Annotated in this window: 25 protein-coding genes and 1 riboswitch; of the genes, 6 read left to right on the top strand and 19 right to left on the bottom strand. The window is 45.9% G+C overall.

Annotation, left to right across the window (positions count from 1 at the left end):
* Positions 1-106: 106 nt before the first annotated feature.
* Genes glmS through ICE93_RS02515 form a run of 5 tightly spaced genes read right to left on the bottom strand, consistent with a single transcriptional unit; the run spans position 107 to position 5,629 of the window.
* Positions 107-1,939, bottom strand: a complete 1,833-nt coding sequence (gene glmS, locus ICE93_RS02535) for a glutamine--fructose-6-phosphate transaminase (isomerizing) (protein ID WP_216185260.1) — start codon at positions 1,937-1,939, stop codon at positions 107-109.
* A complete protein-coding gene (gene glmU, locus ICE93_RS02530; protein ID WP_216185257.1) occupies positions 1,939-3,453 on the bottom strand; it encodes a bifunctional UDP-N-acetylglucosamine diphosphorylase/glucosamine-1-phosphate N-acetyltransferase GlmU in 1,515 nt (504 codons plus the stop codon). The genes glmS and glmU overlap by 1 nt, the downstream gene beginning before the upstream one ends.
* Positions 3,450-4,358 (bottom strand): tRNA 2-thiocytidine(32) synthetase TtcA, encoded by a 909-nt coding sequence (gene ttcA, locus ICE93_RS02525; RefSeq protein ID WP_216185254.1) that lies wholly within the window; start codon positions 4,356-4,358, stop codon positions 3,450-3,452. The genes glmU and ttcA overlap by 4 nt, the downstream gene beginning before the upstream one ends.
* A gap of 30 nt (positions 4,359-4,388) precedes the next feature.
* Entirely contained in the window at positions 4,389-4,784 is a 396-nt protein-coding gene (locus tag ICE93_RS02520) for a dihydroneopterin aldolase (protein ID WP_216185251.1), read from the bottom strand.
* Between the two features lie 23 nt (positions 4,785-4,807).
* Positions 4,808-5,629, bottom strand: coding sequence for an SDR family oxidoreductase (locus ICE93_RS02515; protein WP_216185248.1), 822 nt, complete (start codon positions 5,627-5,629; stop codon positions 4,808-4,810).
* A gap of 25 nt (positions 5,630-5,654) precedes the next feature.
* Between ICE93_RS02515 and ICE93_RS02510 the strand changes: the two genes are divergently transcribed.
* A complete protein-coding gene (locus ICE93_RS02510; protein ID WP_216185245.1) occupies positions 5,655-6,842 on the top strand; it encodes a class I SAM-dependent methyltransferase in 1,188 nt (395 codons plus the stop codon).
* Between the two features lie 9 nt (positions 6,843-6,851).
* On the opposite strand, the gene ICE93_RS02505 is transcribed toward ICE93_RS02510, so the two are convergent.
* The 3 genes from ICE93_RS02505 to ICE93_RS02495 are packed head-to-tail and all read right to left on the bottom strand — an operon-like array spanning position 6,852 to position 10,885.
* Positions 6,852-7,982 (bottom strand): polynucleotide adenylyltransferase, encoded by a 1,131-nt coding sequence (locus ICE93_RS02505; RefSeq protein WP_216185242.1) that lies wholly within the window; start codon positions 7,980-7,982, stop codon positions 6,852-6,854.
* Positions 7,982-8,890: a complex I NDUFA9 subunit family protein gene (locus ICE93_RS02500; protein WP_216185239.1), complete on the bottom strand. Its 909-nt coding sequence runs from the start codon at positions 8,888-8,890 to the stop codon at positions 7,982-7,984. Before ICE93_RS02500 ends, ICE93_RS02505 begins: the two co-directional genes overlap by 1 nt.
* Before the next feature lie 36 nt (positions 8,891-8,926).
* The gene (locus ICE93_RS02495) at positions 8,927-10,885 is read right to left on the bottom strand and encodes a lytic transglycosylase domain-containing protein (RefSeq protein ID WP_216185236.1); all 1,959 of its coding nucleotides are present in this window, start codon (positions 10,883-10,885) and stop codon (positions 8,927-8,929) included.
* A gap of 93 nt (positions 10,886-10,978) precedes the next feature.
* On the opposite strand from ICE93_RS02495, the gene ICE93_RS02490 reads away from it, so the two are divergent.
* Positions 10,979-11,596, top strand: a complete 618-nt coding sequence (locus tag ICE93_RS02490) for a 5-formyltetrahydrofolate cyclo-ligase (protein WP_255554456.1) — start codon at positions 10,979-10,981, stop codon at positions 11,594-11,596.
* 13 nt (positions 11,597-11,609) lie between these two features.
* Here ICE93_RS02490 and metF read toward each other — a convergent pair whose 3' ends face one another.
* The 3 genes from metF to metK all read right to left on the bottom strand — a co-directional run bounded on the left by metF (position 11,610) and on the right by metK (position 15,322).
* Positions 11,610-12,440 carry a methylenetetrahydrofolate reductase [NAD(P)H] gene (gene metF, locus ICE93_RS02485; RefSeq protein ID WP_216185230.1) on the bottom strand — a complete coding sequence of 277 codons (831 nt, stop codon included), beginning with the start codon at positions 12,438-12,440 and terminating at the stop codon, positions 11,610-11,612.
* A 36-nt stretch (positions 12,441-12,476) separates the two neighbouring features.
* Entirely contained in the window at positions 12,477-13,922 is a 1,446-nt protein-coding gene (gene ahcY, locus ICE93_RS02480; RefSeq protein ID WP_216188231.1) for an adenosylhomocysteinase, read from the bottom strand.
* A 60-nt stretch (positions 13,923-13,982) separates the two neighbouring features.
* Positions 13,983-14,088: riboswitch (S-adenosyl-L-homocysteine riboswitch) on the bottom strand.
* A gap of 67 nt (positions 14,089-14,155) precedes the next feature.
* A complete protein-coding gene (gene metK / locus ICE93_RS02475) occupies positions 14,156-15,322 on the bottom strand; it encodes a methionine adenosyltransferase (RefSeq protein WP_216185227.1) in 1,167 nt (388 codons plus the stop codon).
* A 145-nt stretch (positions 15,323-15,467) separates the two neighbouring features.
* Here metK and ICE93_RS02470 point away from each other — a divergent pair, with 145 nt between their 5' ends.
* From ICE93_RS02470 to dapF, 3 genes are read left to right on the top strand one after another with little or no spacing between them, the layout of a single operon-like run.
* Entirely contained in the window at positions 15,468-16,385 is a 918-nt protein-coding gene (locus tag ICE93_RS02470; protein WP_255554455.1) for a lysophospholipid acyltransferase family protein, read from the top strand.
* 23 nt (positions 16,386-16,408) lie between these two features.
* Entirely contained in the window at positions 16,409-17,308 is a 900-nt protein-coding gene (locus ICE93_RS02465) for a lipid A biosynthesis acyltransferase (RefSeq protein WP_216185225.1), read from the top strand.
* Between the two features lie 59 nt (positions 17,309-17,367).
* Positions 17,368-18,222, top strand: a complete 855-nt coding sequence (gene dapF, locus ICE93_RS02460) for a diaminopimelate epimerase (protein WP_216188229.1) — start codon at positions 17,368-17,370, stop codon at positions 18,220-18,222.
* 12 nt (positions 18,223-18,234) lie between these two features.
* Here dapF and pyrE read toward each other — a convergent pair whose 3' ends face one another.
* Complete coding sequence (pyrE, locus tag ICE93_RS02455; protein ID WP_216185222.1) at positions 18,235-18,903, bottom strand: orotate phosphoribosyltransferase; 669 nt, start codon at positions 18,901-18,903, stop codon at positions 18,235-18,237.
* A gap of 8 nt (positions 18,904-18,911) precedes the next feature.
* On the opposite strand from pyrE, the gene ICE93_RS02450 reads away from it, so the two are divergent.
* Positions 18,912-19,694: an exodeoxyribonuclease III gene (locus ICE93_RS02450; protein ID WP_216185219.1), complete on the top strand. Its 783-nt coding sequence runs from the start codon at positions 18,912-18,914 to the stop codon at positions 19,692-19,694.
* A 36-nt stretch (positions 19,695-19,730) separates the two neighbouring features.
* On the opposite strand, the gene ICE93_RS02445 is transcribed toward ICE93_RS02450, so the two are convergent.
* The 7 genes from ICE93_RS02445 to ICE93_RS02415 form a co-directional block, all read right to left on the bottom strand.
* Complete coding sequence (locus tag ICE93_RS02445; RefSeq protein ID WP_370624582.1) at positions 19,731-21,050, bottom strand: MFS transporter; 1,320 nt, start codon at positions 21,048-21,050, stop codon at positions 19,731-19,733.
* A gap of 15 nt (positions 21,051-21,065) precedes the next feature.
* A complete protein-coding gene (metW, locus tag ICE93_RS02440; protein WP_216185216.1) occupies positions 21,066-21,659 on the bottom strand; it encodes a methionine biosynthesis protein MetW in 594 nt (197 codons plus the stop codon).
* Complete coding sequence (locus tag ICE93_RS02435) at positions 21,656-22,795, bottom strand: homoserine O-acetyltransferase (protein ID WP_216185213.1); 1,140 nt, start codon at positions 22,793-22,795, stop codon at positions 21,656-21,658. The genes metW and ICE93_RS02435 overlap by 4 nt, the downstream gene beginning before the upstream one ends.
* Positions 22,792-23,442, bottom strand: a complete 651-nt coding sequence (slmA, locus tag ICE93_RS02430; RefSeq protein WP_216185211.1) for a nucleoid occlusion factor SlmA — start codon at positions 23,440-23,442, stop codon at positions 22,792-22,794. Before slmA ends, ICE93_RS02435 begins: the two co-directional genes overlap by 4 nt.
* 10 nt (positions 23,443-23,452) lie before the next feature.
* Positions 23,453-24,355 carry an acetylglutamate kinase gene (gene argB, locus ICE93_RS02425; RefSeq protein ID WP_216185208.1) on the bottom strand — a complete coding sequence of 301 codons (903 nt, stop codon included), beginning with the start codon at positions 24,353-24,355 and terminating at the stop codon, positions 23,453-23,455.
* A gap of 12 nt (positions 24,356-24,367) precedes the next feature.
* Positions 24,368-24,745, bottom strand: a complete 378-nt coding sequence (gene dksA, locus ICE93_RS02420) for an RNA polymerase-binding protein DksA (protein WP_172457147.1) — start codon at positions 24,743-24,745, stop codon at positions 24,368-24,370.
* A gap of 231 nt (positions 24,746-24,976) precedes the next feature.
* A complete protein-coding gene (locus ICE93_RS02415; RefSeq protein ID WP_216185205.1) occupies positions 24,977-26,038 on the bottom strand; it encodes a GTP-binding protein in 1,062 nt (353 codons plus the stop codon).
* Positions 26,039-26,053: the final 15 nt, after the last annotated feature.

The following is a 26,053-nucleotide window of genomic DNA, read 5'->3' as shown; positions in this document are numbered from 1 at the left end:
CAAGAGTTATTTGAACACAAAAATGCAATCAGGACTTCGTAAAGTCCTGATTTATCTACTGAATTTTGTTCACAACTTTAGGCGAATGTCAAACGAGCCAAAAAAGTTATTCAACCGTGACACTCTTAGCCAAATTTCTAGGCTTATCTACATCGGTGCCGCGTGCGCAAGCTGTGTGATACGCCAACAACTGTAGGGGTACTACGTGCAGGATAGGTGAAAGGCTTCCGTAGTGCTCTGGTAACTTAATTACATTGATACCCTCGCTACTAGAGATGTGGGTATCTTGATCAGCAAATACGTAAAGCTTGCCGCCACGTGCTTTTACTTCTTGCATATTGGATTTTAGCTTTTCCAAAAGAATGTCATTTGGTGCAACCGTTACTACGGGCATCTTTTCAGTTACTAGAGCAAGAGGCCCATGCTTTAACTCTCCAGCGGGGTATGCCTCTGCATGAATGTATGAAATTTCTTTCAGCTTTAAGGCGCCCTCTAGTGCGATTGGGTAATGCAAGCCACGACCTAAGAAGAGCGCATTCTCACATTTAGCAAAAGCATCGCTCCAGGCAATTATTTGCGGCTCCAGCGCCAAAACCGCATGCAAGGCTTTAGGTAGGTGACGTAAATCACGAAGCAATTCTTTCTCTTTTTCAGCAGAAATTCTACCGGTACGTTTCGCTAATGAGACTGCCAAGAGATACAAAGCCAAGAGTTGTGTAGTGAATGCTTTTGTTGAAGCAACGCCAATTTCAGCGCCAGCCTTGGTCAAGAAATGCCAGTCAGTTTCGCGAACCATAGCACTACTAGCCACATTACAAATTGCTAAAGTGAATTTATGCCCTAAGCTCTTGGCATGACGTAAAGCAGCCAGGGTATCAGCCGTCTCGCCAGATTGTGAAACAACAACAATCAACGTTTTTGGATTGGGAACGGTAGTGCGATAGCGGTACTCACTTGCTATTTCAACTTGCGTTGGAATGCTAGCAATGTCTTCTAACCAATATTTAGCAACACAAGCTGAGTAGTAGCTTGTGCCACAAGCCAAAATCAAAATTTGATCGAAGGCTTTCCAGTCTTTAGGATTTGCATTAAATAATCCAGGACCAAATTCAGCAATATTAGCCAGCGTATCGCCAATTGCACGGGGTTGCTCAAAAATTTCTTTTTGCATGTAGTGCTGATACGGCCCCAAATCAACCGAGTCAGCCTGCGCCGGCATAGACTTTAGCTCTCTTTGGGCAGGCTTGCCTGCTTGATCAATCACCTCAACACTATCCGCCTTGAGAACTGCAACATCACCCTCTTCCAAATACAACATGGAATGAGCGCGCCCAGCCAAAGCCAGCGCATCGGATGCCAAAAAGCGCTCATGATCCCCTATTGCTACCACTAGAGGCGAACCAACACGCGCGCCGATTAGCGTGTTTGGGTTGTCTTGGGCAATTACGCCGATAGCATAGGCGCCGTGTAATTTTGGCAGCACCACTCTAACCGACTGTGCAATATCTTTTTGTCCGCTAGCAACATATTGCTGATGAACTAAATGAGCAATCACCTCCGTATCAGTTTCGGAAGTAAACATATACCCAGCAGCTTTTAATTCAGTGCGAAGTGATTCGTAATTCTCAATAATCCCGTTATGTACAACTGCAATTAAGCTATTAGAGATATGTGGGTGGGCATTTTGTGTATCTGGCTTGCCATGGGTTGCCCAGCGGGTATGAGCAATACCAAGGGTGCCAACAAAATCCTTACCTTGATCGGCTAACTCAGAAACACGCGCCGTAGTACGTGCCCGCTCAATTGGGTGTTTAGCGTCATTGCCATTGATGACCGCAAAACCACAAGAGTCGTAACCGCGGTACTCTAGGCGGCGTAAACCCTCAACCAAAACATCAACAATATTTTTATGAGAGGCTGCGCCAACAATACCGCACATTATTTTTTACCTTTCACAGTTTTCTTCGCTGCTTTTTTTGCCGCCCTCTTTGCGGTTACTTTTTTAACCACTACTTTTTTTGCGGCCGGCTTTTTAATGACATTCTTTTTTTCTTGCTTTACAGGGCGCTGCCACTGCAATGAAATTTGCTTTGCTCTCGATACGGTCAACTGATTTGCTGGAGCATCTTTCGTGAGTGTGGTACCGGCACCCAATGTGGCACCACGACCTACGCGCACCGGCGCAACGAGCTGTGTGTCTGAGCCAATGAAAACATCATCTTCGATAATGGTTTGATGCTTATTTACGCCGTCGTAATTACAAGTAATGGTGCCCGCGCCAATATTGACTCTAGACCCAACAATAGAGTCTCCAACATAAGCTAAATGGTTAGCTTTGCTGTTAGCAGCAATTTTGCTGTTCTTGACTTCAACAAAGTTACCAATATGAACGTCGTGTGATAAATCTGCGCCTGGACGTAAGCGAGCATATGGACCAATAAGAGATTGATTGCCTACTTTTGCACCATCTACATGGCTGTATGCATGAATCACTACACCCTTACCAATAACGCTATTGCGAATCACACAGTAAGGGCCAATCTTTGTACCAGCATCTAAAGTAACACAGCCCTCAAATATACATCCAACATCAATCGAAACATCTGTGCCACACTCTAAAGTACCCCGCACATCAATGCGTGCCGGATCAGCAAGAGATACACCTGCATCCATTAATTGATTAGCAATATTAAGTTGATGTACACGCTCAAGCGCAGCCAGTTGATCGCGACTATTGACGCCAACAGTCTCAAACTCATCATCTGCCTGTGTTGTCCGAATAGGTACGCCATCTTTAACCGCCATAGCGATCACATCGGTTAAGTAATACTCGCCCTGTGCATTACTTGCACGCAAAGCCTTTAACCATTTTTTTAATGAGTTCGTTGGTAACACCATGATGCCGGTATTGATTTCTTGAATCTGTTTTTGCGCTGGGGTTGCGTCTTTCTCTTCAACAATCTCTTTTACTGAGCCATCAGTATCGCGCACGATACGGCCATAACCAGTGGGATTGCTTAAGTTTTGTGTCAGAAGTGCAAGCGCACTATCTTGACCTCGCACACCATCCGCCAACTTTGCCAATTTAGCGAGAGTCCTTTTTGTTGTCAGCGGAACATCGCCATACAAAACCAGCGTGGGCTCTTGAACATCCAATTTGGGCAATGCCTGCAATAAAGCGTGACCAGTGCCTTTTTGCTCAACCTGAAGCGCAGTCACTACTTTGCCAAAGCTTGGATTTTCTTTGCTGGCATTTAATAGAAATGATTTAACGTCTGCTGCTCCATGCCCAACAACGACAACAGGGCCTTTTTTTGCCTTCTTATCCTGCAACGAAAGTGCGGTACTGAGAATATGCTGAAGGAGGGGTTTGCCTGCTAGATTTTGCAGGACTTTGGGCAGAGCGGATCTCATCCGCTTTCCTTGCCCAGCAGCCAAAATGACGATATTCATAGAAGGGGATTATAAGTCCCCTGAATCATGGTTCCACAGGCTAATTCGTCCAATTCAGCCTCATCAATTGCCTTATCGCCAGTAGACCTGGCGGCAATTCCAAAGAGCTCGGTGGAAATCTCTAGGTTTTTGAAATCAAACGCCTCTCCATCCATCAAATGGGATGGGACTATGTGGTGCATAGATCGGAATAAGTTTTCCACTCGGCCTGGATGCTTTTTTTCCCAGTCACGCAACATTTCTTTCATCACTTGGCGCTGAAGATTGGGCTGACTGCCGCATAGATCGCATGGAATGATGGGAAAGTTCATGTCTGCCGCGTAACGCCCTAGCAATTTCTCGGGAACATAGGCTAATGGACGAATCACAATGTGCTTACCATCATCAGACCTCAGTTTTGGTGGCATACCCTTGAGCTTGCCCGCATAAAACATATTGAGCATCAAGGTTTCTAAGATGTCATCACGATGATGCCCCAGCGCAATCTTTGTTGCACCCAATTCATCTGCCACGCGATACAAAATGCCACGACGTAAACGTGAGCACAGTCCACAAGTAGTTTTACCTTCAGGAATTACGCGCTTCACAATGCTGTAAGTATCTTGCTCTTCAATATGATATTGAACACCTAAGCCCTTTAAGTAATTGGGCAATATTTCTGCAGGAAAGTTGGGTTGCTTTTGATCCAAATTCACTGCGACGATTTCAAAATTGATAGGAGCACGCTCACGCAACTTCATCAATATATCGAGCATGGCATAACTATCTTTGCCGCCAGATACGCACACCATCACCTTATCGCCATCTTCGATCATGCCAAAGTCGCCAATAGCTTGGCCGACCAAGCGACAGAGTTTTTTCTCTAACTTATTTTCTTCGAAGATAACTTTACGAATATCGCCCATAACTATTACGTTCTTTTCTGCACTATTACTCTAAGACGTCTTAATACGAAATACTTCAACACCCACTGAGTGGCAATCCGGATACACATCAGGCTTGGCTGTACTAACACGTGCCGCCAATACTTTGGGATGCGACAACATGGCCGCCACGATATCGTCGCAAAATGTCTCTTGCAAATGAATATGGCCCTGAGAGGCCCTAGCTTTGATGGTTTCACGCATAAAATCGTAATCCACCACTTCGTCTAACTGATCCTGAGTTGGCGTGTTCATCGCCAAAGGAATGTAGAGGTCTACATTCAAAATGACGCGCTGCTCTGCTTTTTTCTCAAAGTCATGGACACCGATGTTGATATAGATTTCGTAGTCACGTAAAAATAAGCGACGGCAGTCAACAAGAGCAGGGTGAGAAAGAATGGCGTGCATTTATATTTACTTTTTTAAAATACTTAATCAGTTTTGAACATCACATCGCGAGTAGATGGCAATAAATGCTGCCCTCCATCCACGTATAAAGTGGTTCCAGTTATGGCGCCAGACTCTGCTAAAAATACTGCTGCTTTTGCAATATCTGCAGGTGTTGAAGATTTTCCTAATGGCGTCATTTGATGCGCCTTTGAAAAACCATCATTCGTTTGATTGCCAGACGGAAGCGAGATTCCAGGAGCCAATCCCACTACTCGTAGATGCGGCGCAAAATCCATTGCTAATAGTTCAACGGAAGACAGTAGTGCGGCTTTTGATAGCGTATATGACAAATAATCTGGATTGAGGTTAATCAACTTTTGATCTAACAATTGAATTACAACTGGAATCACCGCAGGGATCACATCGGATTTGCTTGACTTGTTTTTTTGATAATCAAACATCAGTTGAGATAACAAAATTGGTGTCGTCAAATTAACCTGCATATGCTCTTGTAAGCTTTTTCCGCTTAACGGGGTATCTGAGTTGGCGCGATCGTATTCAAAGATAGAGGCGCTATTGACTAGGCAGCTCAAATGCGGAAAGGCATTGCTAGCGGCTTTAAAAAGATTGTTCGTTGAGACTTCATCGGCTAAATCCGCCTGAAAAGCCTTCGCTTTGACTCCTAACCCCTTAATATCTTCAACCGTTTGGGCGGCCTCTGGGCCTGATCGCCCATAATGAATAGCAACATCCCAGCCCTGACGGGCAAACTGCAAGGCAATCTCTCGACCGAGACGCTTTGCGGCGCCAGTCACTAAAACTGCCTTTGTTTGCTGGGATGGGGATGTTGAACTAGGGTTCAATTAAATTCTCTTAGACTAGCGAGCTATGGATATTACCTTGACCAGCCTTGAAACGGAGCATAGTGCGCTTCTAAAGGCCAAAATAGCCTCTCAAATTGCCTCCCAGGGCGGGTGGCTGCCCTTTTCTCGCTATATGGAGATGGCTTTATATGAGCCCGGTATGGGTTATTACAGCGCTGGGGCCCACAAACTGGGTGCTGGGGGTGACTTCACCACCGCCCCTGAGTTAAGCCCCTTATTTGGCGCGGCTATTTGCTCGACCCTCCTGCCAGTACTTGAGGGCTTCAAAAATAAAGGTTTACCAACACAAATTTTAGAGTTTGGTGCAGGCACCGGAAAGTTAGCCACATCCATACTCACACGCCTGAATGATCTTGGATTTCAATTAGACCGTTACGACATTATTGAAATTTCGCCAGATTTAGCGCAGCGTCAACAGGAAAGAATTGATGCAACTGTCAAACAACTTACTCTAAAAACGCAAAGCAATTGGCTTAGTGAATTGCCTAAAAATTTCAAAGGCATCATTCTTGCCAATGAAGTGATCGATGCCATTCCGTGTGATGCCATCATTTTTAAAGATGGATTTTGGTATTGGCATGGAGTTGCTTTTGAGAATGAGACTCTCACTTGGAAAGTAGGTTTGCCCGTTGAACAAAAGTTGCTTCCCGAAAGTTTATTAAGTGGCAATTTTTCAGAGGGCTATGTCACCGAACTGCATACACCGGCAAATGCTTGGATGCAGCAAGTCTCAGAGCATCTAGAATTTGGCCTGTTTCTAACATTCGATTATGGCTTTCCGGAGAGCGAGTACTATCATCCTCAAAGACTTGAAGGCACGCTGATGGCTCATCATCGTCATCATGCGATTCAAGACCCTTTTTATCTTCCAGGTCTTTGTGACCTAACAACGCACGTTGATTGGTCACAAATTGCGCGTAGCGCATTGACAGAAAATGTAGATGATGTATATCTCACCAATCAAGCTGCCTACTTGCTGGATGCAGGGATTGGCGATATTGCTCTAGACATTGGGGATCCTAGTAATCCAGAAACATTTCTTCCTATCTCCAACTCCCTGCAAAAATTATTGTCTGAGGCGGAGATGGGTGAACTCTTTAAGGCTTTTGCATTTTCTAAGAACTTAGAAAGCTTGCTACCAGGCCATGTCCTTGAGGATCTGCCAGGCCTACGCGGCAGAAATAGACTTTAGTATGAAGTATTAAGAATTTAGCGCTGCAGTAATTGCAGCCAATCTTGCAGACTCAAACGCACTACCAATAAGCTCGCCATTAGAGCGATCTTCTGCCGCAATGCTTGCAATAATTTCTGCAGTATTGATTGCTTGGGCATTACGCATTGCATTCATTAAAGGTAAAACGTTCATGCCTAGCTTGTCAGCAAGATTGAAAATTGCTTGAATGCGATCTGGCTTGCGCCATAGATCCGCGCGATTGAACCAAGTCAAAATATCTACAGCTTGGTAAGGATGATTGAGATGATTATTTACCAAAACTCTCAAGTCACTAAATATTTCGCTGAAATCACGCACTTCGATTGGCATACGAACACAATCAGCCCAAGAGCGAATTTCACTTGCAGTCAAATCCATCAAGGTAATTGCGCATCGCTCATCTAAGCCATTGCTGGCGCAAGAGAAGTGCGCAATTAATGCCTCACGAAAAGACTCTTCAGATAACTTAGCGACCAATGTCGATGGCAATAGCGTACTAGCGGCGCCCGTATTCAATAAGACCTGAAACAAGTGCATGGGATTCGCAGCAACCAAACCTCTAGCTAGCTCCTGCCAGATACGCTCGGCTGACAAAGCCCTTAACTCACCCGACTGAACAATTGCCTTTAACGCTATGAGGGTTTCTTCCGCTACGCTAAATTCCGGAAAACGTGCAGAGAATCGAGCGATGCGTAATAGACGTAGCGGATCTTCTGCAAATGCATCGGACACATGCCGAAATATTTTGGCGGCTAAATCTTCTTGCCCGTTATAGGGATCAATAATTGGCCCAAATTGCTTTCCGTCTGCGCCAACTTCTTGCGCCATTGCATTAATTGTTAAATCACGACGCTCTAAGTCTTGCTCCAGAGTAACGGAAGGATCGGCATAAAAATGAAAGCCTTTATAACCTTGTCCCGTCTTGCGCTCAGTACGAGCAAGCGCGTATTCAGCTTGAGTATCTGGGTGTAAGAAGACCGGAAAATCCTTACCCACAGGGCGGTAACCCTTGGCAATCATCTCTTCTGCGCTGGAACCCACCACAACATAATCAATATCGTGCACAGGCAAGCCCATTAAGGCATCCCGTATGGCCCCACCTACTGCATAGACCTTCATTACTGCATGCCCTCTAGACTGCGACGACTTATTTTAAATACCGCTGTCAGCGCATCGACACCGTTTGCAGGCAAAGCATTCGGTAATTGCATCGAAGCAATATTGTCGCGAGACATTAAGGTGGGACCCGGCAAGAACTCAAAGGCGAGTGCCTGCAAATAACCCACAAAGGCTGGTACCGGAATAATGGCGCAACTTGTTTTTACCCTACGAGCAGAAAACTCAACGATTTCTTTCATCGTATAAACAGTTGGGCCCACCAAGTCATAAGATTGATGAATTGTTTGTGGCATTGATAACGATTTCACAAAAGCGAACGCAACATCATCCACGCTCACCGGTTGAAACTGAGCCTGATGGTTCGCTAAAGGCATGGCAGGTAACAACTTAGTCAATTTAGAGAACAAATTAATAAATTGATCTTGTGCGCCAAAAATGACTGATGGCCTAAAGATAGTCCAGTCCAAATTGCTTGCCTTGACTGCGGCCTCACCATCCCCTTTGCTGCGCTGATACATAGAAGGACCATTGGAATCTGCACCCAGTGCACTCATGTGTAAATAGCGCCTTAAGCCGTGTAGCTGCATCGCCGTAATGATATTTTTTGGCAAATCCACATGAGCCGCATTAAATATCTTTCCATAGGGCTGAGCTGTCTTGTCATGTAAGACACCAACCAAATTTATTACTGCTCCATTTTTATGAATGCGCCCGCAAAGATTTTGGAGTACATCAAAATCATGAATATCTACATCTTCAACGTGCACCTTGGGCAACATTCGTAATTCACGTGCGGCAGCCAAATGGCCTGTTGGAATCAATACAGAATAGCCTGCAAGCTGGAGTTGCGCTGCAATAACTCGCCCCACAAATCCATTGCCACCAATTAGAAGGATGTCGTATTTCATATGAGAATCTCTTTGCCTGGAGGAACAATTAATTTTTTAAGGAAGCTCAGATTGGGTTGCAGCCTTTGGCGCAATCACACCCAATCGTTGTTTTAAAGATTGTGTTTGACCATTCATTACAGATGAATAGTAATTCGCATTGGAGAGGACATTCTTTACATACACTCGTGTTTCTGTAAATGGAATGGTTTCTGCAAAGATGGCGCCTTCGGTAGGTCCGGACAACTTTTCACGCCAAGCCTTTGATCGAGAAGGCCCCGCGTTATAGGCCGCTGAGGCCAAAACCCAAGAACCATCAAGATCAATGAGGACCATGTTTAAATAATTGCTACCCAATATCAGGTTCGTATTTGTGTCGCTCAGCTTGTCATTGGTGTAATTCGTCATACCAATTTTTTTAGCTACGTACTTGGCGGTATTTGGCATCACCTGCATCAAGCCAGATGCACCCACAGAGGATGCAGCATTCATAATGAAGCGTGACTCCTGACGAATCAAGCCGTAAGCCCATGCAAGATTCAAATCAATTTGGCGAGCAATCGGGGATAGCTCTTCCTTAAATGGTGTTGGATAACGCAAAGTAAAGTCATGCTCTTGCTTTGTGCGATCAGCGGTATTTACAACACGATCATAGAGATGAATGCGCTTCGCATATTCGGCTGCAGCCAACAACTGTTTATCTGTCATGTTGCGCAATTCCCAATTCCACTCGCGATTACCTTCAAAGCGCAAGTTCATGGCGTATAAGCGCTCGCCTCGAATAAATCCTTTACGACTTGCCATCGCATCAATCTCTTGTTCAGTTACCTTAGTCTTAGCAGGCGCATGATTCGATTTACCTAGCTCTTCACGTGCCAATTGACCATAAAAGTTGTATTGATCAGCAATCAACTCAAAACTCTCTTTGGCCTTAGCGTCCTGACCTTCCGCTTTTAATGCGCGGCCATACCAATAGGTCCATGCGGGATCTTTAGCACGTACTGCTGGATTCATACCATCAATAGCATTCTTTACTAGGGCCCAATCCTTGGCGCGCAAGCCAGCACGCACTTTCCACTCTTGCGATTCAACTGAAAGGAGCTCGTTGTAACCAAGCTCCTGCTGCAAACGATAAGCATCATCCGCATTAGGATCTAACTTTTTTGCTAAAAACTGTCCGATCACACCCCATGCAACTGCTTGGTTTTCTTTGCTGTAACGCGAAGCATTTTGAGAAAAGTCACGGTAGGCTTTTGCTGGATCTGCTCTAGCAGATTTCACAATATCCCCTATAGGATCTTCACCACCAAGGCGACGTGCCATGGTGTCAAAACCCCTTTCGCTAGCAGCACGGCCAATCGCCCTGGCTTCACTTGGAGACATACCGCCTACAGCAACCAATGATGGCACCAGCTCTTGGCAAGCCTGCCCAAAATAACTTGGGTCCAATAAGACTGAACGCGAATCAATTGCTAGCTTAGTTGGGTTTTCACCCTGAGATAGCTTGGATAGCAAGGAGTAGCACTTCACTTGTATATCGTCATCCAACACAAATTTAGCGTATTCAGCATCAAAGCGTGCCCAATCTCTACGCTTACCCAAAACCAAAAGCCAATCGTTGCGCATACGATCCGCCAGGGCCGTGCCATGATATTGATTTAAGAATGCAAGAACTTGAGAATCAGCACCATAGTCATTACGTACGCCTCCAGCGCTATCAAATAACTGGGGTTTGATGCGGAAATAAGCTACGTAATCATCAAATGGATAGTTAGTTAAATTTGAAGAGAGTTGTTGGGTCCGAAATACATCGTTCTTTTTTGCAGCCTCACGCAGATCAATAAACATCCGATCGGTATCAGTAATTTCTGCGGGAGCAGCTTTGCTCTCATATGACTTAGGCAGGCTTGGCTTTTTATTTTTTTCTGCAAAGCTATTAGACATGCCAAGCGCTAGGCCTAAGAACAGAATCTTAGCCATCAAAAGGTGCTTGCTACTGAATATTGCGGACTTCATTCTTGTCATCTAACCCTATATCCATTTACCTGACTCTGGCCAGGCAACATCCTGATTACTATATCCTCTAATTTTCGCCTGATAATGGTAGGTATGCACGGTAATTCAGCAAAAACTCTTCGTCAAAATTTATTGAAGCAACGGACTATGTTTGCTGCCGAGCACGATTACGCTCAAATTCAAGCGCGCCTAATCGATCACTTAAATCAACTTCTATCAGAACAAAGCGATTCCTGGCGGTGTATCGCCCTATATTGGCCCATACAGGATGAGATTGATTTGCGCTCTACCTTGCTTGCTTGGGTCAAAAATGCTCCCAATAGGGCTCTTTCACTGCCATTTGCGCGCCACGATAAACACCTAGATTTTTATGAATGGCGCCAGGGAGATCAATTGCTTCTGAGCAAGCATGGCGTACCAGAGCCCAATCCAGAAAATCCTGCGCGCCCGCAAATGACGCCAGATTGCATCCTCATTCCCTGTGTTGGTTGGTCTAGCGCTTTGGTAGATGGCAAAACACATTACTGGCGCCTGGGTTACGGGGGTGGTTACTTCGATCGCACTCTGGCACAGCTACGAAAAAATAACCCAAACCTCATTTGCATGGGGATTGGGTTTGGTTGGCAAAAATTAGATGATTCTCAATGGGTTGCTCAAACGCATGACGAGCCCTTAGATATGCTCCTGACGGAGTCTGGCTTACTTCGTTAGCACTGGCCTTAACTTATTTTGTTAAATCTAGGTTTTCAGCAATAGCCAAAACAGCATCAGCCTGATTTAGCGAATAGAAATGAATTCCAGGTGCGCCAGCAGTCAATAGCTGGTCACACAAGTCAGTCACTACCTCTTCGCCAAATGCACGAATAGAGGCAATGTCATCACCATATGATTGAAGACGCAAACGAATCCAGCGTGGAATTTCTGCGCCGCATGCATCCGAGAATCGTAATAACTGGCTGCTATTAGTAATCGGCATAATGCCTGCAATGATAGGCTGAGTTACACCCTGATCATATGCCTCATCTACAAAACGGAAGTAGGCGTCACTGTTATAAAAGTACTGGGTGACCGCAGAGTTCGCGCCCGCCTTCATTTTTTGCACAAAGAAATCCACATCGCTAGCCGGTGACTTTGCCTGTGGATGCGTCTCTGGATATGCAGCAACATCAATATGAAACCAATCGCCTGTTTCTGCGCGAATAAATTCCACCAATTCATTAGCATGATGAAACTCACCATACTGACCCATGCCTGAAGGTAAATCGCCACGCAAGGCCACAATGCGTTTAACGCCCAAGGCTTGATATTGCTTGAGCATCTCGCGCACGCTTTCACGTGAGCTACCAACACAAGATAAGTGAGGAGCAACTGCTGCACCAGCAGCATGAATGTCACTCACCACTTTTAAAGTGCCAGACTGTGTAGAGCCACCGGCACCAAAGGTCACGGAATAAAACGTGGGCTTAAGCGTTTCAGAAAAACGCTCGCGCACAAGATGCAACTTACTCTCACCTTCAGGTGTTTTTGGAGGAAAGAATTCGACGCTTAATTCCATGATTTTGGGCCTAGGTATTTATTGAACAGGGTGGGATTAATAGCGATAGTGGTCGGCCTTGTATGGGCCTTCCTTGGTTACGCCAATGTAAGCGGCCTGCTGATCAGACAATACCGTTAGCTGCGCATTGAGTTTCTTCAACTGCAAACGAGCCACTTTCTCATCTAAATGCTTGGGCAGCGTGTAAACACCGACTGGGTATTTATTGGTGCCAACCGCATTCCATAACTCGATCTGAGCAATCACTTGATTTGCAAATGAAGAGCTCATTACGTAAGAAGGGTGGCCTGTACCACAACCCAAGTTCACCAAACGGCCCTTAGCCAAAATAATCAAGCGCTTTTCTGGCATGCCATTCGCTGCTGGGAAAATCACGTGATCTACTTGTGGCTTAATTTCTTCCCACTTATATTTTTCAATACCAGCTACATCGATTTCATTATCAAAGTGACCGATGTTACAAACGATCGCCTGATCTTTCATCTTTACCATATGGTCATGTGTAATCACATGGTAGTTACCGGTTGCAGAAACAAAAATATCTGCTTTGTCAGCAGCGTAGTCCATAGTTACAACACGGTAACCTTCCATCGCAGCTTGCAATGCACAAATTGGATCAACTTCAGTTACCCACACTTGAGCAGATAAAGCACGCAACGCTTGTGCAGAGCCCTTACCCACATCGCCGTAGCCACAAACTACCGCAACCTTACCGGCAACCATCACGTCAGTAGCGCGTTTGATTGCATCAACCAAAGACTCGCGACAACCGTAGAGGTTGTCGAACTTACTCTTAGTAACAGAGTCATTTACGTTGATTGCCGGGAACTTCAAATCACCCTTGGCAAACATTTGATACAAGCGATGTACACCTGTAGTAGTTTCTTCTGTAACACCCTTTACTTTTTCCAAGCGTGTTGAGTACCAAGTAGGATCTTGTGCCAATTTCTTCTTAATGGCTGCGAACAAAATGGTTTCTTCTTCGCTTGTTGGGTGGCTCAAGCAGGCTTGATCTTTCTCAGCGCGAGCACCAAGATGCAACAACAAAGTAGCATCTCCACCGTCATCCAAAATCATATTGGTGTAACCGCCATCAGCCCATTCAAAAATACGATGGGTAAAGTCCCAGTACTGCTCGAGGGTTTCACCCTTGATCGCAAATACAGGAGTGCCATTTGCAGCAATTGCAGCAGCAGCGTGATCTTGTGTAGAGAAAATATTGCAAGATGCCCATTGCACTTCAGCACCAAGTGCCTCAAGCGTCTCGATCAACACCGCAGTTTGAATGGTCATATGCAATGAACCAGTGATGCGTGCACCGCGTAATGGTTGTTGAGCGGCAAACTCATCACGAATAGCAATCAAGCCAGGCATCTCAGTTTCAGCAATCGCAATTTCTTTACGGCCAAAGTCAGCCAAAGTGATATCAGCAATTGCGCAACGAGTTGCTACAAAGTTATTTAAATCAGAAACGGTATTCATTAATGCTCCAGCTAAATAGATCCAATGCTGGAGTAGAAACTCGCTAGCCATTGAATCATGGGTTAGCGAGCGCGGTTGCAATTAGCAAATTCCGATTAGGAATTCACTCCCTTCAAGCCTGGGGAAGTGCTGGGTCTCAGCATTCCTTGCAACGCTCCTTGAAGGTATGCCGTAATTGTAAACAATTACGGCATATTTCGCCTCAATATACCTACAAACTGCGTATTTCCTACTTATAGACCTGCTGCGGCACGTAATGCAGCTGCCTTGTCTGTTTGCTCCCAAGCAAATTCTGGCTCCTCACGACCAAAGTGGCCGTATGCAGCTGTCTTCTTGTAAATTGGGCGCAAGAGGTTGAGCATCTTCACAATGCCTTTTGGACGCAAGTCAAAATGCTCTGAAACTAATTCAGCAATCTTCTCATCGGAAATCTTGCCTGTGCCGAATGTGCTCACCATTACTGAAGTTGGCTTAGCAACACCAATCGCATAAGAAATCTGAATCAAGCACTTACTTGCTAAACCTGCAGCAACCACGTTCTTTGCAACATAACGGCCAGCGTATGCGGCAGAACGGTCAACCTTAGATGGGTCTTTACCAGAGAATGCACCGCCACCGTGAGGAGCTGCACCGCCGTAGGTATCCACAATAATTTTGCGCCCAGTTAAACCGCAATCGCCTTGTGGACCGCCGATAACGAAACGGCCAGTTGGGTTCACCAAGAAGCTGATAGCGCCTTTGATCAAATGCTTAGGCAAGACTGGTTTGATGATTTCTTCGATCACTGCTTCGCGCAATTTCTCGAGAGAAATATCTTCATCATGCTGAGTAGATAACACAACTGTATCGATAGAGTCAGGTTTGCCGTCTACATAACGCAATGTCACTTGTGACTTTGCATCAGGACGTAACCAATTCAAACGGCCATCACGGCGCAATTGGGATTGACGCTCAACCAAACGATGTGACAAATGAATTGGCAAAGGCATGAGCTCTGCAGTCTCATCACAAGCGTAGCCAAACATCAAGCCTTGGTCACCAGCGCCTTGATCCAAGCCATCATCATGAGCCTTATCAACGCCCTGAGCGATATCAGGACTTTGCTTGTCGTAAGCAACTAATACTGCACAACCCTTGTAGTCGATGCCGTAATCAGTATTGTCGTAACCAATTTCACGCAAAGTATTGCGAGCAACTTGAATGTAATCAACGTTTGCGTTAGTAGTGATTTCACCAGCCAAAACTACTAAGCCAGTGTTGCACAATGTTTCTGCTGCAACACGTGCAGTTGGGTCTTGAGCCAAGATGGCATCAAGAATCGAATCAGAAATTTGGTCTGCTACTTTATCGGGGTGACCTTCAGAAACAGATTCTGAGGTAAAGAAGTAATCATTTGCCATTGCAATTCCTTTAGTAATTAACACGATCATTGGGACAACTCGACGTGCCAGGAACCACAACGGCGACGCTTTAGCAGAATTTATGAATCGCCCTGCAAGTTGTCTTAACTCAGCGATGTGTGGATTCTATCCGAAAAGAGGTTAATTGAGCAAGGCTAGCCGAAATCCACACACTGCGAGCGGCATTGAATATCATTGGGGTGTGAGAAAACTCCTGCTTAAGCTCTGTCTGAATGCGATTGCCGCGCTTCCTCTTGCCTTAGTCCAGGCAATTGGGGCTTTTTTAGGGATGCTCGCTTATGTTGGGTCCAAGCAATACCGCTCACTCTTTCGCCCTCAATATGAGGCTGTTGTCCAAGCTCGAAAATTGCCATTGAAGCTTTGGGAGGCCATCAGAGCCTCTGGAATGCTTTTTTCAGACAGCCTGTGGATCTGGCGCAACCCAAAAAAAGCACTGAAGCTAGTTGAAGTGCAAAACTGGGATGTCGTTGAGGCGGCGATTGGGGAAGGGCATGGCCTGGTCATGCTTACACCTCACTTAGGTGGCTTTGAAATTATTCCCCGTGTCTTAGCGCAACATTTCCCCGCAACCATTTTGTATCGCCCATCACGCCAAGAATGGCTTAATGAAGTGGTGGAAGAAGGTCGCGCTTATCCCAATATGCATTTTGTTCCTACCAATCTCAATGGCGTACGCCAAATGACACGAGCCCTCACGCGTGGTGAGGCTATCGGCATTCTTCCAGATCAAGTGCCTAGCGGTGGTGAAGGTGTGTGGGTTCCATTCTTTGGACGCCCAGCTTACACAACACCATTACCGGCTCGCCTTGCTAACCGTAACAACACGCCAGTAGTAATGTTTACTGCAAAGCGCAAAGGTCTCGGTCAGGGCTGGTTAATGCAGGCAACTCGCCTTACGCCGTTATCTGAAGATGCCAACACTGCCGCTGCAGAACTAAACATTGCTATTGAAAATTCAGTGCTAGTCGCACCAGAACAATTCATATGGTCCTACAACCGCTACAAGCATCCTGCTGGTGCAGAATTGCCTCCAAGTAATTAAATAAATTCGTTATCATTTCTGGAATGACCTGGTTACAAAACCTTTTCAATTTCTTGGTGCTCAGTCTTCTGCGCCTCTTTGCTTTTTTACCCTATACGATTACAGTCCATGTAGGCTATGGCCTAGGTTGGCTTGCAGCCCATATTCCCAATGCACGTAGCAAGGTAGTTAAAACGAATTTGCGTTTGTGCTTTCCGAATCTTAGCGAAGAAAAAATAAACAAGCTCGCAATTGAGCACTGGAAATTATTTGGTCGCAGCGTACTAGAGAGAAGTCGCATCTGGCTTGGTAGCGGCAAACAAATTACCGATATCGTCACCATTGAATCAGAGATCACATTAGGAGATCGCAAACCACGCCTTCTCATTAATCCACACTTTGTTGGCCTTGAAGGTGGATTCATGGCACTTTCTGTTTTGGCCAATCAACATGACTGGCCACGAGGCGCTGGCCTTTATCAAAATATGAAAAATCCTTTCTTCAATCAAAAAATGATTGAGTGGCGCAATCGTTTTGGTGGCAAGTCCATTGAAAGACAGAGCCGCTTACGAGATCTCATTCGCGAAATTCAAACAGGCAACTTTATTTTTATTGCTCCGGATATTGATTTGGGTCCGCGGGATTCTGTCTTTGTTCCTTTCTTTGGCATCCAAACCAATACCATTACCTCTGTATCCCGCCTAGCAAGGCTCAGCGGGGCTGAAGTGTGCCTTATGACGACGACGTTAAATAAAGATCGGAAAGGCTACACCTGCCACATCAGCGCGCCCTTACCCAACTTTCCAAGCGATGATGTGGAACAAGATACTACGCGCCTCAATCAATATATTGAAGAGCTTGTTCGTGAAAGACCAGCGGAGTACTATTGGGTACATAAACGCTTTAAACATCGGCCAGCTGGCGAGCCGAGTCTTTACGATTAAATGGAAATATTTTGAGCATCAATACAAACAATCCAGTGCGCAAGTTACGCTTCACCAAAATGCATGGTGCTGGCAATGATTTCATTGTGCTCAATGGCATCAATCAAGACCTTAGCTCCATTACGCGCGAACAGTGGCAAGTGTTGGCACACCGTCAATTCGGTATTGGCGCAGATCAAATTCTGCTGGTTGAAAAAGCGACGCGCCCAGATGCTGATTTTCGGTATCGTATTTTTAATGCTGATGGTGGCGAAGTGGAGCAATGCGGCAATGGCTCTCGTTGCTTTGTACGCTTTGTATTAGATCAAGGTCTTTCCGATAGGAATCCCTTGCGAGTTGAAGTAGCACACACTGTTCTCACCCTCAAATCTCATCCTGATGGTCAAGTAGAGGTGGATATGGGTGCGCCTATTTTTGAACATAACCAGATTCCATTTAATGCAACTGGTTTGGCTAGCGTGCAAGAGTTTCAAGAAACGCTATATGCACTTCCTTTGAACCACCCCGCCACGCACGATAGCTTAGTTGGTGTTTTATCTATGGGCAATCCACATGCAGTGCAAGTAGTTGGCGATGTTGATAGCGCGCCCGTGCTTGAAGAAGGTCCTGAGATTGAAGGGTTTGCAGCGTTCCCTAAAAAAGTAAATGCAGGCTACCTACAAGTTATCAATCGCAATGAAATTAAATTGCGTGTGTATGAGCGTGGTGCAGGTGAAACCTTGGCCTGCGGCACCGGCGCATGTGCAGCGGTTGTTTCTGGCATTCGCAGAGGCTTGTTAGATTCGCCGGTAAAAGTGCATACACGCGGCGGCGACTTACAAATTGGTTGGGCTGGAACCGTTGATGGCGTAACTCAGTCAGTCATCATGACTGGTCCAGCAGTCACGGTATTTGAAGGTGAAACAGAAATCTAAGAGCGAGCGCTCTTAGATGCCGTACTTCTCGCGATACGCTTTTACTGCAGGTAAATAATTGGTTAGTTGGGTATCGCTTGATGCAGTCAAGAATGACATCAAGCCAGCCAGATTCGCAATCGAAATCACCGGCAAGCCAAACTCTTGCTCTAATGCCTGCACAGCAGATTTATCACCAATATCAACGGCATTGCCTGAACGCTCCATACGATCCAAAGCAATTAATACTGCAGCAGGTTCTGCGCCCGCTTTACGAATCAAGTCTACCGACTCTCTCACAGAGGTCCCAGCAGAAATCACGTCATCAATAATCACCACTCGCCCCTTAACAGGAGCGCCCACTAAGACTCCGCCTTCGCCATGATCTTTAGCTTCTTTGCGGTTATAGGCGTAAGGAACGTTGATGCCATCATCAGCCAAAGCGATTGCTGTAGCAGCTGCTAGCGTGATTCCCTTGTATGCTGGTCCATATAGCATGTCAAATTGCAGCTTCGACTCTTGCAGCGCTTTGGAATAGTAGCGACCAAGCGCACTCAAACGAGCGCCGTCATTGAATTCTCCGGCATTAAAGAAATAAGGCGAGAGTCTGCCAGCTTTAGTTTTAAACTCCCCGAAGGACAAAACCTTTGCCTCTAAGGCAAAACGTATAAAGTTATCTTGATTTGAATTATTTGAGCTCATAGGCCTACATGTTACGCATCATTTCCGCGAACCTCAACGGTATCCGTTCCGCAGTCAAAAAGGGCTTTCTGCCATGGGCCGTAAAGCAGAAAGCTGACTTCATTTGCATGCAGGAACTTAAAGCCCAGCGCGATGATTTAGAAGACGCCATTGTCAATCCTGACGGCATGCATGCCTATTTCCACCATGCCGAGAAAAAGGGCTACAGCGGTTGCGGAATTTATACTCCTCACAAGCCCGACGAGGTCCTATATGGCTATGGCAATGAAGAATTTGATGCCGAGGGCCGTTATGTAGAGGCACGCTTTAAAGGGCTTTCTGTTATTTCAGTCTATATGCCTTCAGGCTCCAGCTCGCCTGAGCGACAAGAGGCTAAATACCGCTATCTTGATAGCTTCCTCCCGCATCTCGTAGCCCTCAAAAAATCAGGTCGAGAGATTGTGCTTTGTGGAGACGTCAATATTGCTCATCAAGAAATTGACCTGAAGAACTGGAAAGGTAATCTCAAAAATTCTGGGTTCTTACCTGAAGAGCGTGCATGGCTAACCAATCTATTTAGCAAAGTGGGTTACGTCGATGTCTATCGCCAGCTCGAGCCTGAGGCGACAGAGACTTGTTACACATGGTGGAGCAATCGCGGACAAGCTTATGCAAAAAACGTGGGGTGGCGTATTGACTATCACATCAGCACACCGGGTATTGCGCAAACCGCCAAGAAAACTGCCGTATATAAAGATGAAAAATTTTCAGACCACGCACCACTCACTGTGGATTACGACTGGAAGATTTAAGCGGTAGTTAATTGCAGTAAAAATCTGCGGGAGAAGTTACTCCCCTTCTTTTTTGATCTGCACGATCTTGAAATGAATCGTGACCCAAATTAAGAGCAGCACCGGAGCACCAATAATGGCGGTACCAAAGAAGAATGCCTGGTAGCCAAAGTTATCGACAAATACTCCCGAGAAACCCGCCAACCATTTCGGCAGCAAAAGCATCATCGAACTAAACAAGGCGTATTGAGTGGCCGAGTAGCGAATGTTAGTTAGCGAGGATAAGAAGGCAATAAAGGCTGCACTTGCAATACCTGAACTGAGGTTATCTGCAGAAATTACCCAAATCAAGCCATGCAAGTCATGGCCTTGTGTTGCTAACCAAGCAAACAATAGGTTGCTGACTGCAGAGAGAACAGCGCCTACAAATAAAATTCTCAGAACACCAAAACGCAAGGTGAGCACACCACCAAGAAATGCGCCCACTAAAGTCATGACGACGCCAAATACTTTACTGACCGCTGCCACCTCATCTTTGGTGTAGCCCATATCCACATAAAACGGGTTAGCCATGATGCCCATTACTACATCACTAATGCGATAAACAGCAATCAAAGACAAAATCAATACTGCATGCCAACGATAGCGGGTGATGAATTCTGCAAAAGGCTCTACAAGTGTTTGATATAGCCATGCTTTGGCGGTACGCACTTTTGCTAACTCATACTTGATTGGCTCTTTGCTTAGCAAGGTCGTAATCACGCCAACGCCAATAGAGGCGGCCATGCAGAGATAGGCAAATTGCCATGCACTCACATCGTATCCGCTACCCGTTTCAGCACGAGCAGCAAGCCAAAGAACACCTGCACCAGCCCAAATTAAGGCGAGCCTATATCCAGTTTGATATGTGGCAGCTAAAGCCGCTTGGTGGTCACTATTGGCAGATTCAATCCGAAATGCATCTAAAGCAATGTCTTGAGTAGCGGAACCAAAGGCCACCAACAAGGCGCACCACACAATCGAATTAAGGGCGAGCTTCGGATCTAAGGTCGACATGCCAACCAAACCCAGAATGATGAACGCTTGTGCAAAGAGCAGCCAACTGCGGCGACGCCCAAACAATCTCGTTAGCAAGGGAATTTGTACGCGATCTACTAATGGTGCCCACATCCACTTAAAGGCATAGATCAAGCCAACCCATGTTAAGTAGCCGATGGTGCTTCGATCAATGCCGGCTTCACGCAACCAAAAACTAAGTGTTCCCAAAATGAGCAGTAAAGGTAGGCCCGCGGAAAAACCTAGGAATAGCATGCGCAAGCAGGGCCATTCGAGATAAACCCGAAAATCTTTTATCCAAGATTGGACTGCAGTTAACACCTTTGTATTTTTATCCTAGGCGCGACGAATGCGGAACAAGGCCAGACTACCAAAAAGGTTGGGCATCAAAGTGACTTGGCGACCTTCATGCAAAATGCATTGATCAAGAATCTTCAAGCCAAGACTAGATGCTAGCTTCTCAAAGTCAGCAACAGTCAGTACGCGGACGTTTGGCGTGTTGTACCACTGGTAAGGCAAGCTCTTAGAGATCGGCATACGGCCGAGCCCCACAGAAAGGCGGTGCGACCAATGACCAAAGTTTGGAAACGAAATTACCGATTCTTTTCCCACGCGCACAACTTCACGCAAAATCTTTTCAGTTTGATGAATGGTTTGCAAAGTTTGCGACAAAACTACCGTATCAAAACTATTGTCTTCAAAAAGAGCTAAGCCGCCTTCTAAGTCCTGCTGGATGACATTCAACCCTTTTTGTACACATGACAACACACGTGAATCATCAATCTCAACACCATAAGAATGAACAGGCTTTTGTTTCTGCAAAAACTCTAAGAAACTACCATCACCGCAACCAAGGTCTAAAACTTGAGTATTCGGAGCTATCCAATTAGCAATAGCAGCAAAGTCAGCGCGTTTATTTAGCTTGCTCATATTTGAGCCTCACGCATTTGCTTGAAGTAGGCTCGCACAAGATTGTGATATCGAGCATCATCCAATAAAAAGGCATCATGCCCATGAGGCGCATCAATCTCCGCATAAGTCACTTCACTCTTATTGCTCAGCAAAGATTCCACAATTTCGCGACTACGATTAGGCGGGAAGCGCCAGTCAGTTGAAAAGCTCACCACCAAAAACTTTGCTTTTACTTCAGCTAGGGCGCGATTAAGACTGCCATCGTAACGACGAGCAGGGTCAAAATAATCGAGCGCCCGGGTAATTAGCAGGTAAGTGTTAGCATCAAAGTAGGTTGAAAACTTATCGCCTTGATGGCGTAGATAGCTCTCAACCTCAAATTCAACATCGAAGCTGAAGCGGTAGTCATTAGATTCGCCATTAGGCCGCTGCAATTCGCGCCCAAATTTTTCGGCCATGTCATCATCAGACAAATAGGTGATGTGACCAACCATGCGCGCTAAACGCAACCCGCGCTTAGGCACTACTCCATGCTCATAATAGTTACCGCCATGAAAATCGGGGTCAGACAAAATCGCATTGCGCGCTACTTCATTAAATGCAATATTCTGCGCACTCAGTTTTGGAGTGGATGCAACTACAACGCAATGCTCTATTCGCTTGGGGAACTGAATAGCCCAAGCCATCGCCTGCATGCCACCCAAACTACCGCCCATCACGGCGGCAAATTTTCGAATACCCAACTTGTCAGCCAAGCGCGCCTGAGTGTTCACCCAATCTTCAACAGTGACTACTGGAAAATCAGCCCCATAAGGTTTGCCAGTTGCAGGATTAATACTCATAGGCCCTGTTGAACCAAAGCATGAGCCTAAATTATTTATACCGATGACGAAGAAGTGATTGGTATCAACAGGCTTGCCTGGACCAATCATGTTGTCCCACCAGCCGATATCCGCCGGATCTTCTGGACTTGGGCCAGCTACATGATGTGACGCATTGAGCGCATGGCAAACTAGAACAGCATTACTTTTGTCTGCATTGAGCTTGCCATAAGTTTCAATGACTAAATCGTAGCCAGACAAGACGGCGCCACTCTGCAAAGGCAGGGGCTCAGCAAAATGAATAGTATTTCTAGAGAGGTTTAGCTCGCTCATTCTGAGAGGAGAAGGCGCAAACTAACATCAGATGCTTCGGTGGGCAACTTCTTAAACCCGCTACGGGCAAAGCGATGCCAACGACCCAAAACAAAACTCATCAACATGGCAGCGCGGATGCTAACCTCTTCTTGACCAAGCTGAGCCCAATTGCCGCCTTGAGTTTGGGCAATGCGCAAAGCCTGCTTGAGAGATGCTTCAACGCGATCCAACACTTGAGTAATGCGCTCTTGCAGACGATCATCTTCCTGCAACAAAGCATCGCCCAATAAAACACGAGTCATACCTGGATTCTTTTCTGCAAAGAACAACAGCATTTGCAAAATACCGCGCGCTTGAGCAAGGCCGGACTCTTCTTTTTGGTTGATCTGATTGATCAAACCAAAGACCGTTTGTTCAATAAACGATATGAGGCCTTCGAACATCTGTGCTTTACTTGCAAAATGGCGATACAAGGCCGCTTCTGAAACTTGAATTTTGGCCGCTAAAGCAGCCGTGGTAACGCGCTCACCCTTCGGGTTTTGTAACATTTCTGCGAGAACCTGCAGGATCTGCAGACGGCGCTCGCCCGGCTTGGGGCGCTTGCGCGTCTTACCAACATCAGCACTGCTGTCGTTAATATCATCCGGCTCTAAAGATTCACGCATGCTTATTTACTTACCTAGAACGGATCATCGTTCCGAACGCTTGCTCGGTCAGAATTTCTAACAATAAAGAATGCTCAATACGACCATCAATAATGTGCACTGAATTAACGCCGCTCTTTGCCGCATCTAATGCAGAAGAAATCTTTGGCAACATACCGCCAGAAATCGTGCCGTCAGCAAACAAACCATCGATTTCACGAGCAGTGAGGTCAGTTAAAAGGGTGCCGTTCTTGTCCATTACACCTGGAATGTTCGTCATCATGACCAACTTCTCTGCGTGCAAAATTTCAGCCATCTTGCCAGCAACTAAGTCTGCATTGATGTTGTAAGCCTGACCTTCTTCGCTAAATCCAATTGGAGAAATTACCGGGATAAAAGCATCGTCTTGCAAAGCTTTTACAACCGCAGGATTAATGGCTTCAATCTCTCCAACAAACCCCAAATCAATTGTTCCGCCAGCGTTCTTTTCATCAGCAACCAACATTTTCTTGGCGCGGATGAGTCCGCCGTCTTTACCAGTCAAGCCTACGGCCTGTCCTCCAAAGTGGTTAATCAACATCACGATATCTTGCTGCACTTCACCACCCAAAACCCACTCCACCACTTCCATGGTTTCTTCATCGGTCACGCGCATACCTTGAATGAAGGTGCCGGTCTTACCGATTTTCTTAAGGGCTTCATCAATTTGTGGTCCACCGCCATGAACTACTACAGGGTTCATGCCAACGAGTTTGAGCAAAATAACATCGCGCGCAAAACTTTCTTTGAGGCGCTCTTCAACCATAGCGTTTCCACCGTACTTAATCACGATCGTTTTGCCGTGATACGAACGGATGTAAGGCAAAGCCTCAGCCAGAATCTCCGCCTTCAACAAAGGAGAGATATCGCTAATAGTTGGTAAATGCTTAGTCATTGCTACTTAAATTTATTCGCCAAATAATTTTTGACGGAGTTCACGACGCTCTTGAGCTTCAAGAGATAAATTGGCTGTAGGCCTTGCGATTAAACGGTTTAAGCCGATTGGCTCACCTGTTTCCTCACACCAACCATAGTCACCTGATTCAATGCGCGCCAATGCTTGCTCTACTTTTTTGAGCAACTTACGCTCACGATCACGCGTGCGTAATTCCAAGGCATGCTCTTCCTCAATCGTGGCACGATCAGCAGGATCTGGAACCAAAATATTTTCACGCAGGTGTTCTGTTGTCTCAGAAGCATTCTTCAGAATGTCATCTTTGAGCGTAAGTAATTTTTGACGGAAAAAATCTAACTGGGCAGCACTCATGTAGTCCTTTTCGGACATCTTGAGCAATTCAGCTTCAGTTAAAGGCGCGCCTTTTGGAGCCTTTGTACTCGCAGCTTTACTGCTTGCTTTTGCAGCAGTTGCTGATTTTGTTGCTGTTTTTACCGTCATCTCATTCTTCCTTGGTTTGAAGCATTATTGCCCCATTCTGCCAAACTTTTATAACCCTCGAATCAATATTTCTCAATATTCGTAATATTGACCGTGGCGGCGGATTGTACCCGAATCTTCCTAGGCCAAACACCCCTCAAGCCCAGCCAATAGGGTGTCTTTAGGCAAATCGATGCCAATAAACACCATACGGGTTTGCTTAGGTTCTGCACCCCAGAGACCGGCTAAATCGCTGCCCATCATCTGATGAACCCCCTGAAACACCACTTTTCGGGCACTTCCCTTTACATAGAGGACGCCTTTATAGCGCAGCATCTTCTCTCCAAAGACCTCCAAGATGCCACCAAGGAAGTCCTCCAACTTTTTGTGATCAAAGGGTTTATCACTACGAAAAACAAAGGATTGGATGCGGTCCGTATGGCCTTCATGACCATGGTGATGGTCATGGCTATGATCGTGGCCACAGGTGCTGTGATCATGGTCGTGACTATGATCATGGCCGCAATGCTCATGATCGTGATCATCCTGCCCCAGGAAGTGGGGATCAATATCCAGCTTGGCATTCAGATTAAAGCCTTTAAGGTCCAAAACAGCATTCAGCGGCACCACACCCTTAGAAATGCCTGCAATAGGCGCCCTTGGGTTCATATGCATCAGACGATTACGCAAAGCGTCTACTTCTGCAGGAGTAACCAAATCTGTCTTCGTAATGAAGATTTGATCGGCAAAACCAACCTGGCGCTGAGCTTCTTCGTGTTCATTAAGTTGCTGCTGGCCGTGCTTAGCATCCACCAGAGTAACCACAGCATCTAAGACATAGTGATCAGCAACATCATCATCCATAAAGAAAGTCTGGGCTACAGGGCCAGGATTGGCCACGCCTGTAGTCTCAATGACTACACGATCAAAACTAATCTTCTTATTCTTGCGCTGCTCCCAAAGCTCATTTAGAGCTTCAACAAGGTCACCACGAATTGTGCAGCAAATGCAGCCGTTACTCATTTGCACAATATTCTCTTGGTTGTCTTGCACCAAGATATCGTTATCAATATTTTCTTCGCCGAACTCGTTCTCGATCACAGCAATTTTTTTGCCATGCTCTTCAGTCAGAATGTGTTTAAGCAAAGTGGTTTTGCCGCTTCCCAAGAAGCCAGTCAAAATAGTTACCGGAATTAATGCCATGGATGATCCAATCAA

The sequence above is a fragment of the Polynucleobacter sp. MWH-HuK1 genome (assembly GCF_018881815.1).
Taxonomy (GTDB): domain Bacteria; phylum Pseudomonadota; class Gammaproteobacteria; order Burkholderiales; family Burkholderiaceae; genus Polynucleobacter.
Note: the sequence above shows the minus strand (reverse complement) of the source record. Positions and strands in the feature narration are given on the sequence as shown.

Coding starts and splice junctions, on each gene's coding strand:
- glmS (WP_216185260.1), bottom strand. CDS start 1,939: ATGTGCGGTATTGTTGGCGCAGCCTCTCATAAAAATATTGTTGATGTT.
- glmU (WP_216185257.1), bottom strand. CDS start 3,453: ATGAATATCGTCATTTTGGCTGCTGGGCAAGGAAAGCGGATGAGATCC.
- ttcA (WP_216185254.1), bottom strand. CDS start 4,358: ATGGGCGATATTCGTAAAGTTATCTTCGAAGAAAATAAGTTAGAGAAA.
- ICE93_RS02520 (WP_216185251.1), bottom strand. CDS start 4,784: ATGCACGCCATTCTTTCTCACCCTGCTCTTGTTGACTGCCGTCGCTTA.
- ICE93_RS02510 (WP_216185245.1), top strand. CDS start 5,655: ATGGATATTACCTTGACCAGCCTTGAAACGGAGCATAGTGCGCTTCTA.
- ICE93_RS02505 (WP_216185242.1), bottom strand. CDS start 7,982: ATGAAGGTCTATGCAGTAGGTGGGGCCATACGGGATGCCTTAATGGGC.
- ICE93_RS02500 (WP_216185239.1), bottom strand. CDS start 8,890: ATGAAATACGACATCCTTCTAATTGGTGGCAATGGATTTGTGGGGCGA.
- ICE93_RS02495 (WP_216185236.1), bottom strand. CDS start 10,885: ATGAAGTCCGCAATATTCAGTAGCAAGCACCTTTTGATGGCTAAGATT.
- ICE93_RS02490 (WP_255554456.1), top strand. CDS start 10,979: ATGCACGGTAATTCAGCAAAAACTCTTCGTCAAAATTTATTGAAGCAA.
- metF (WP_216185230.1), bottom strand. CDS start 12,440: ATGGAATTAAGCGTCGAATTCTTTCCTCCAAAAACACCTGAAGGTGAG.
- ahcY (WP_216188231.1), bottom strand. CDS start 13,922: ATGAATACCGTTTCTGATTTAAATAACTTTGTAGCAACTCGTTGCGCA.
- metK (WP_216185227.1), bottom strand. CDS start 15,322: ATGGCAAATGATTACTTCTTTACCTCAGAATCTGTTTCTGAAGGTCAC.
- ICE93_RS02465 (WP_216185225.1), top strand. CDS start 16,409: ATGACCTGGTTACAAAACCTTTTCAATTTCTTGGTGCTCAGTCTTCTG.
- dapF (WP_216188229.1), top strand. CDS start 17,368: ATGCATGGTGCTGGCAATGATTTCATTGTGCTCAATGGCATCAATCAA.
- pyrE (WP_216185222.1), bottom strand. CDS start 18,903: ATGAGCTCAAATAATTCAAATCAAGATAACTTTATACGTTTTGCCTTA.
- ICE93_RS02450 (WP_216185219.1), top strand. CDS start 18,912: ATGTTACGCATCATTTCCGCGAACCTCAACGGTATCCGTTCCGCAGTC.
- metW (WP_216185216.1), bottom strand. CDS start 21,659: ATGAGCAAGCTAAATAAACGCGCTGACTTTGCTGCTATTGCTAATTGG.
- ICE93_RS02435 (WP_216185213.1), bottom strand. CDS start 22,795: ATGAGCGAGCTAAACCTCTCTAGAAATACTATTCATTTTGCTGAGCCC.
- slmA (WP_216185211.1), bottom strand. CDS start 23,442: ATGCGTGAATCTTTAGAGCCGGATGATATTAACGACAGCAGTGCTGAT.
- argB (WP_216185208.1), bottom strand. CDS start 24,355: ATGACTAAGCATTTACCAACTATTAGCGATATCTCTCCTTTGTTGAAG.
- dksA (WP_172457147.1), bottom strand. CDS start 24,745: ATGTCCGAAAAGGACTACATGAGTGCTGCCCAGTTAGATTTTTTCCGT.
- ICE93_RS02415 (WP_216185205.1), bottom strand. CDS start 26,038: ATGGCATTAATTCCGGTAACTATTTTGACTGGCTTCTTGGGAAGCGGC.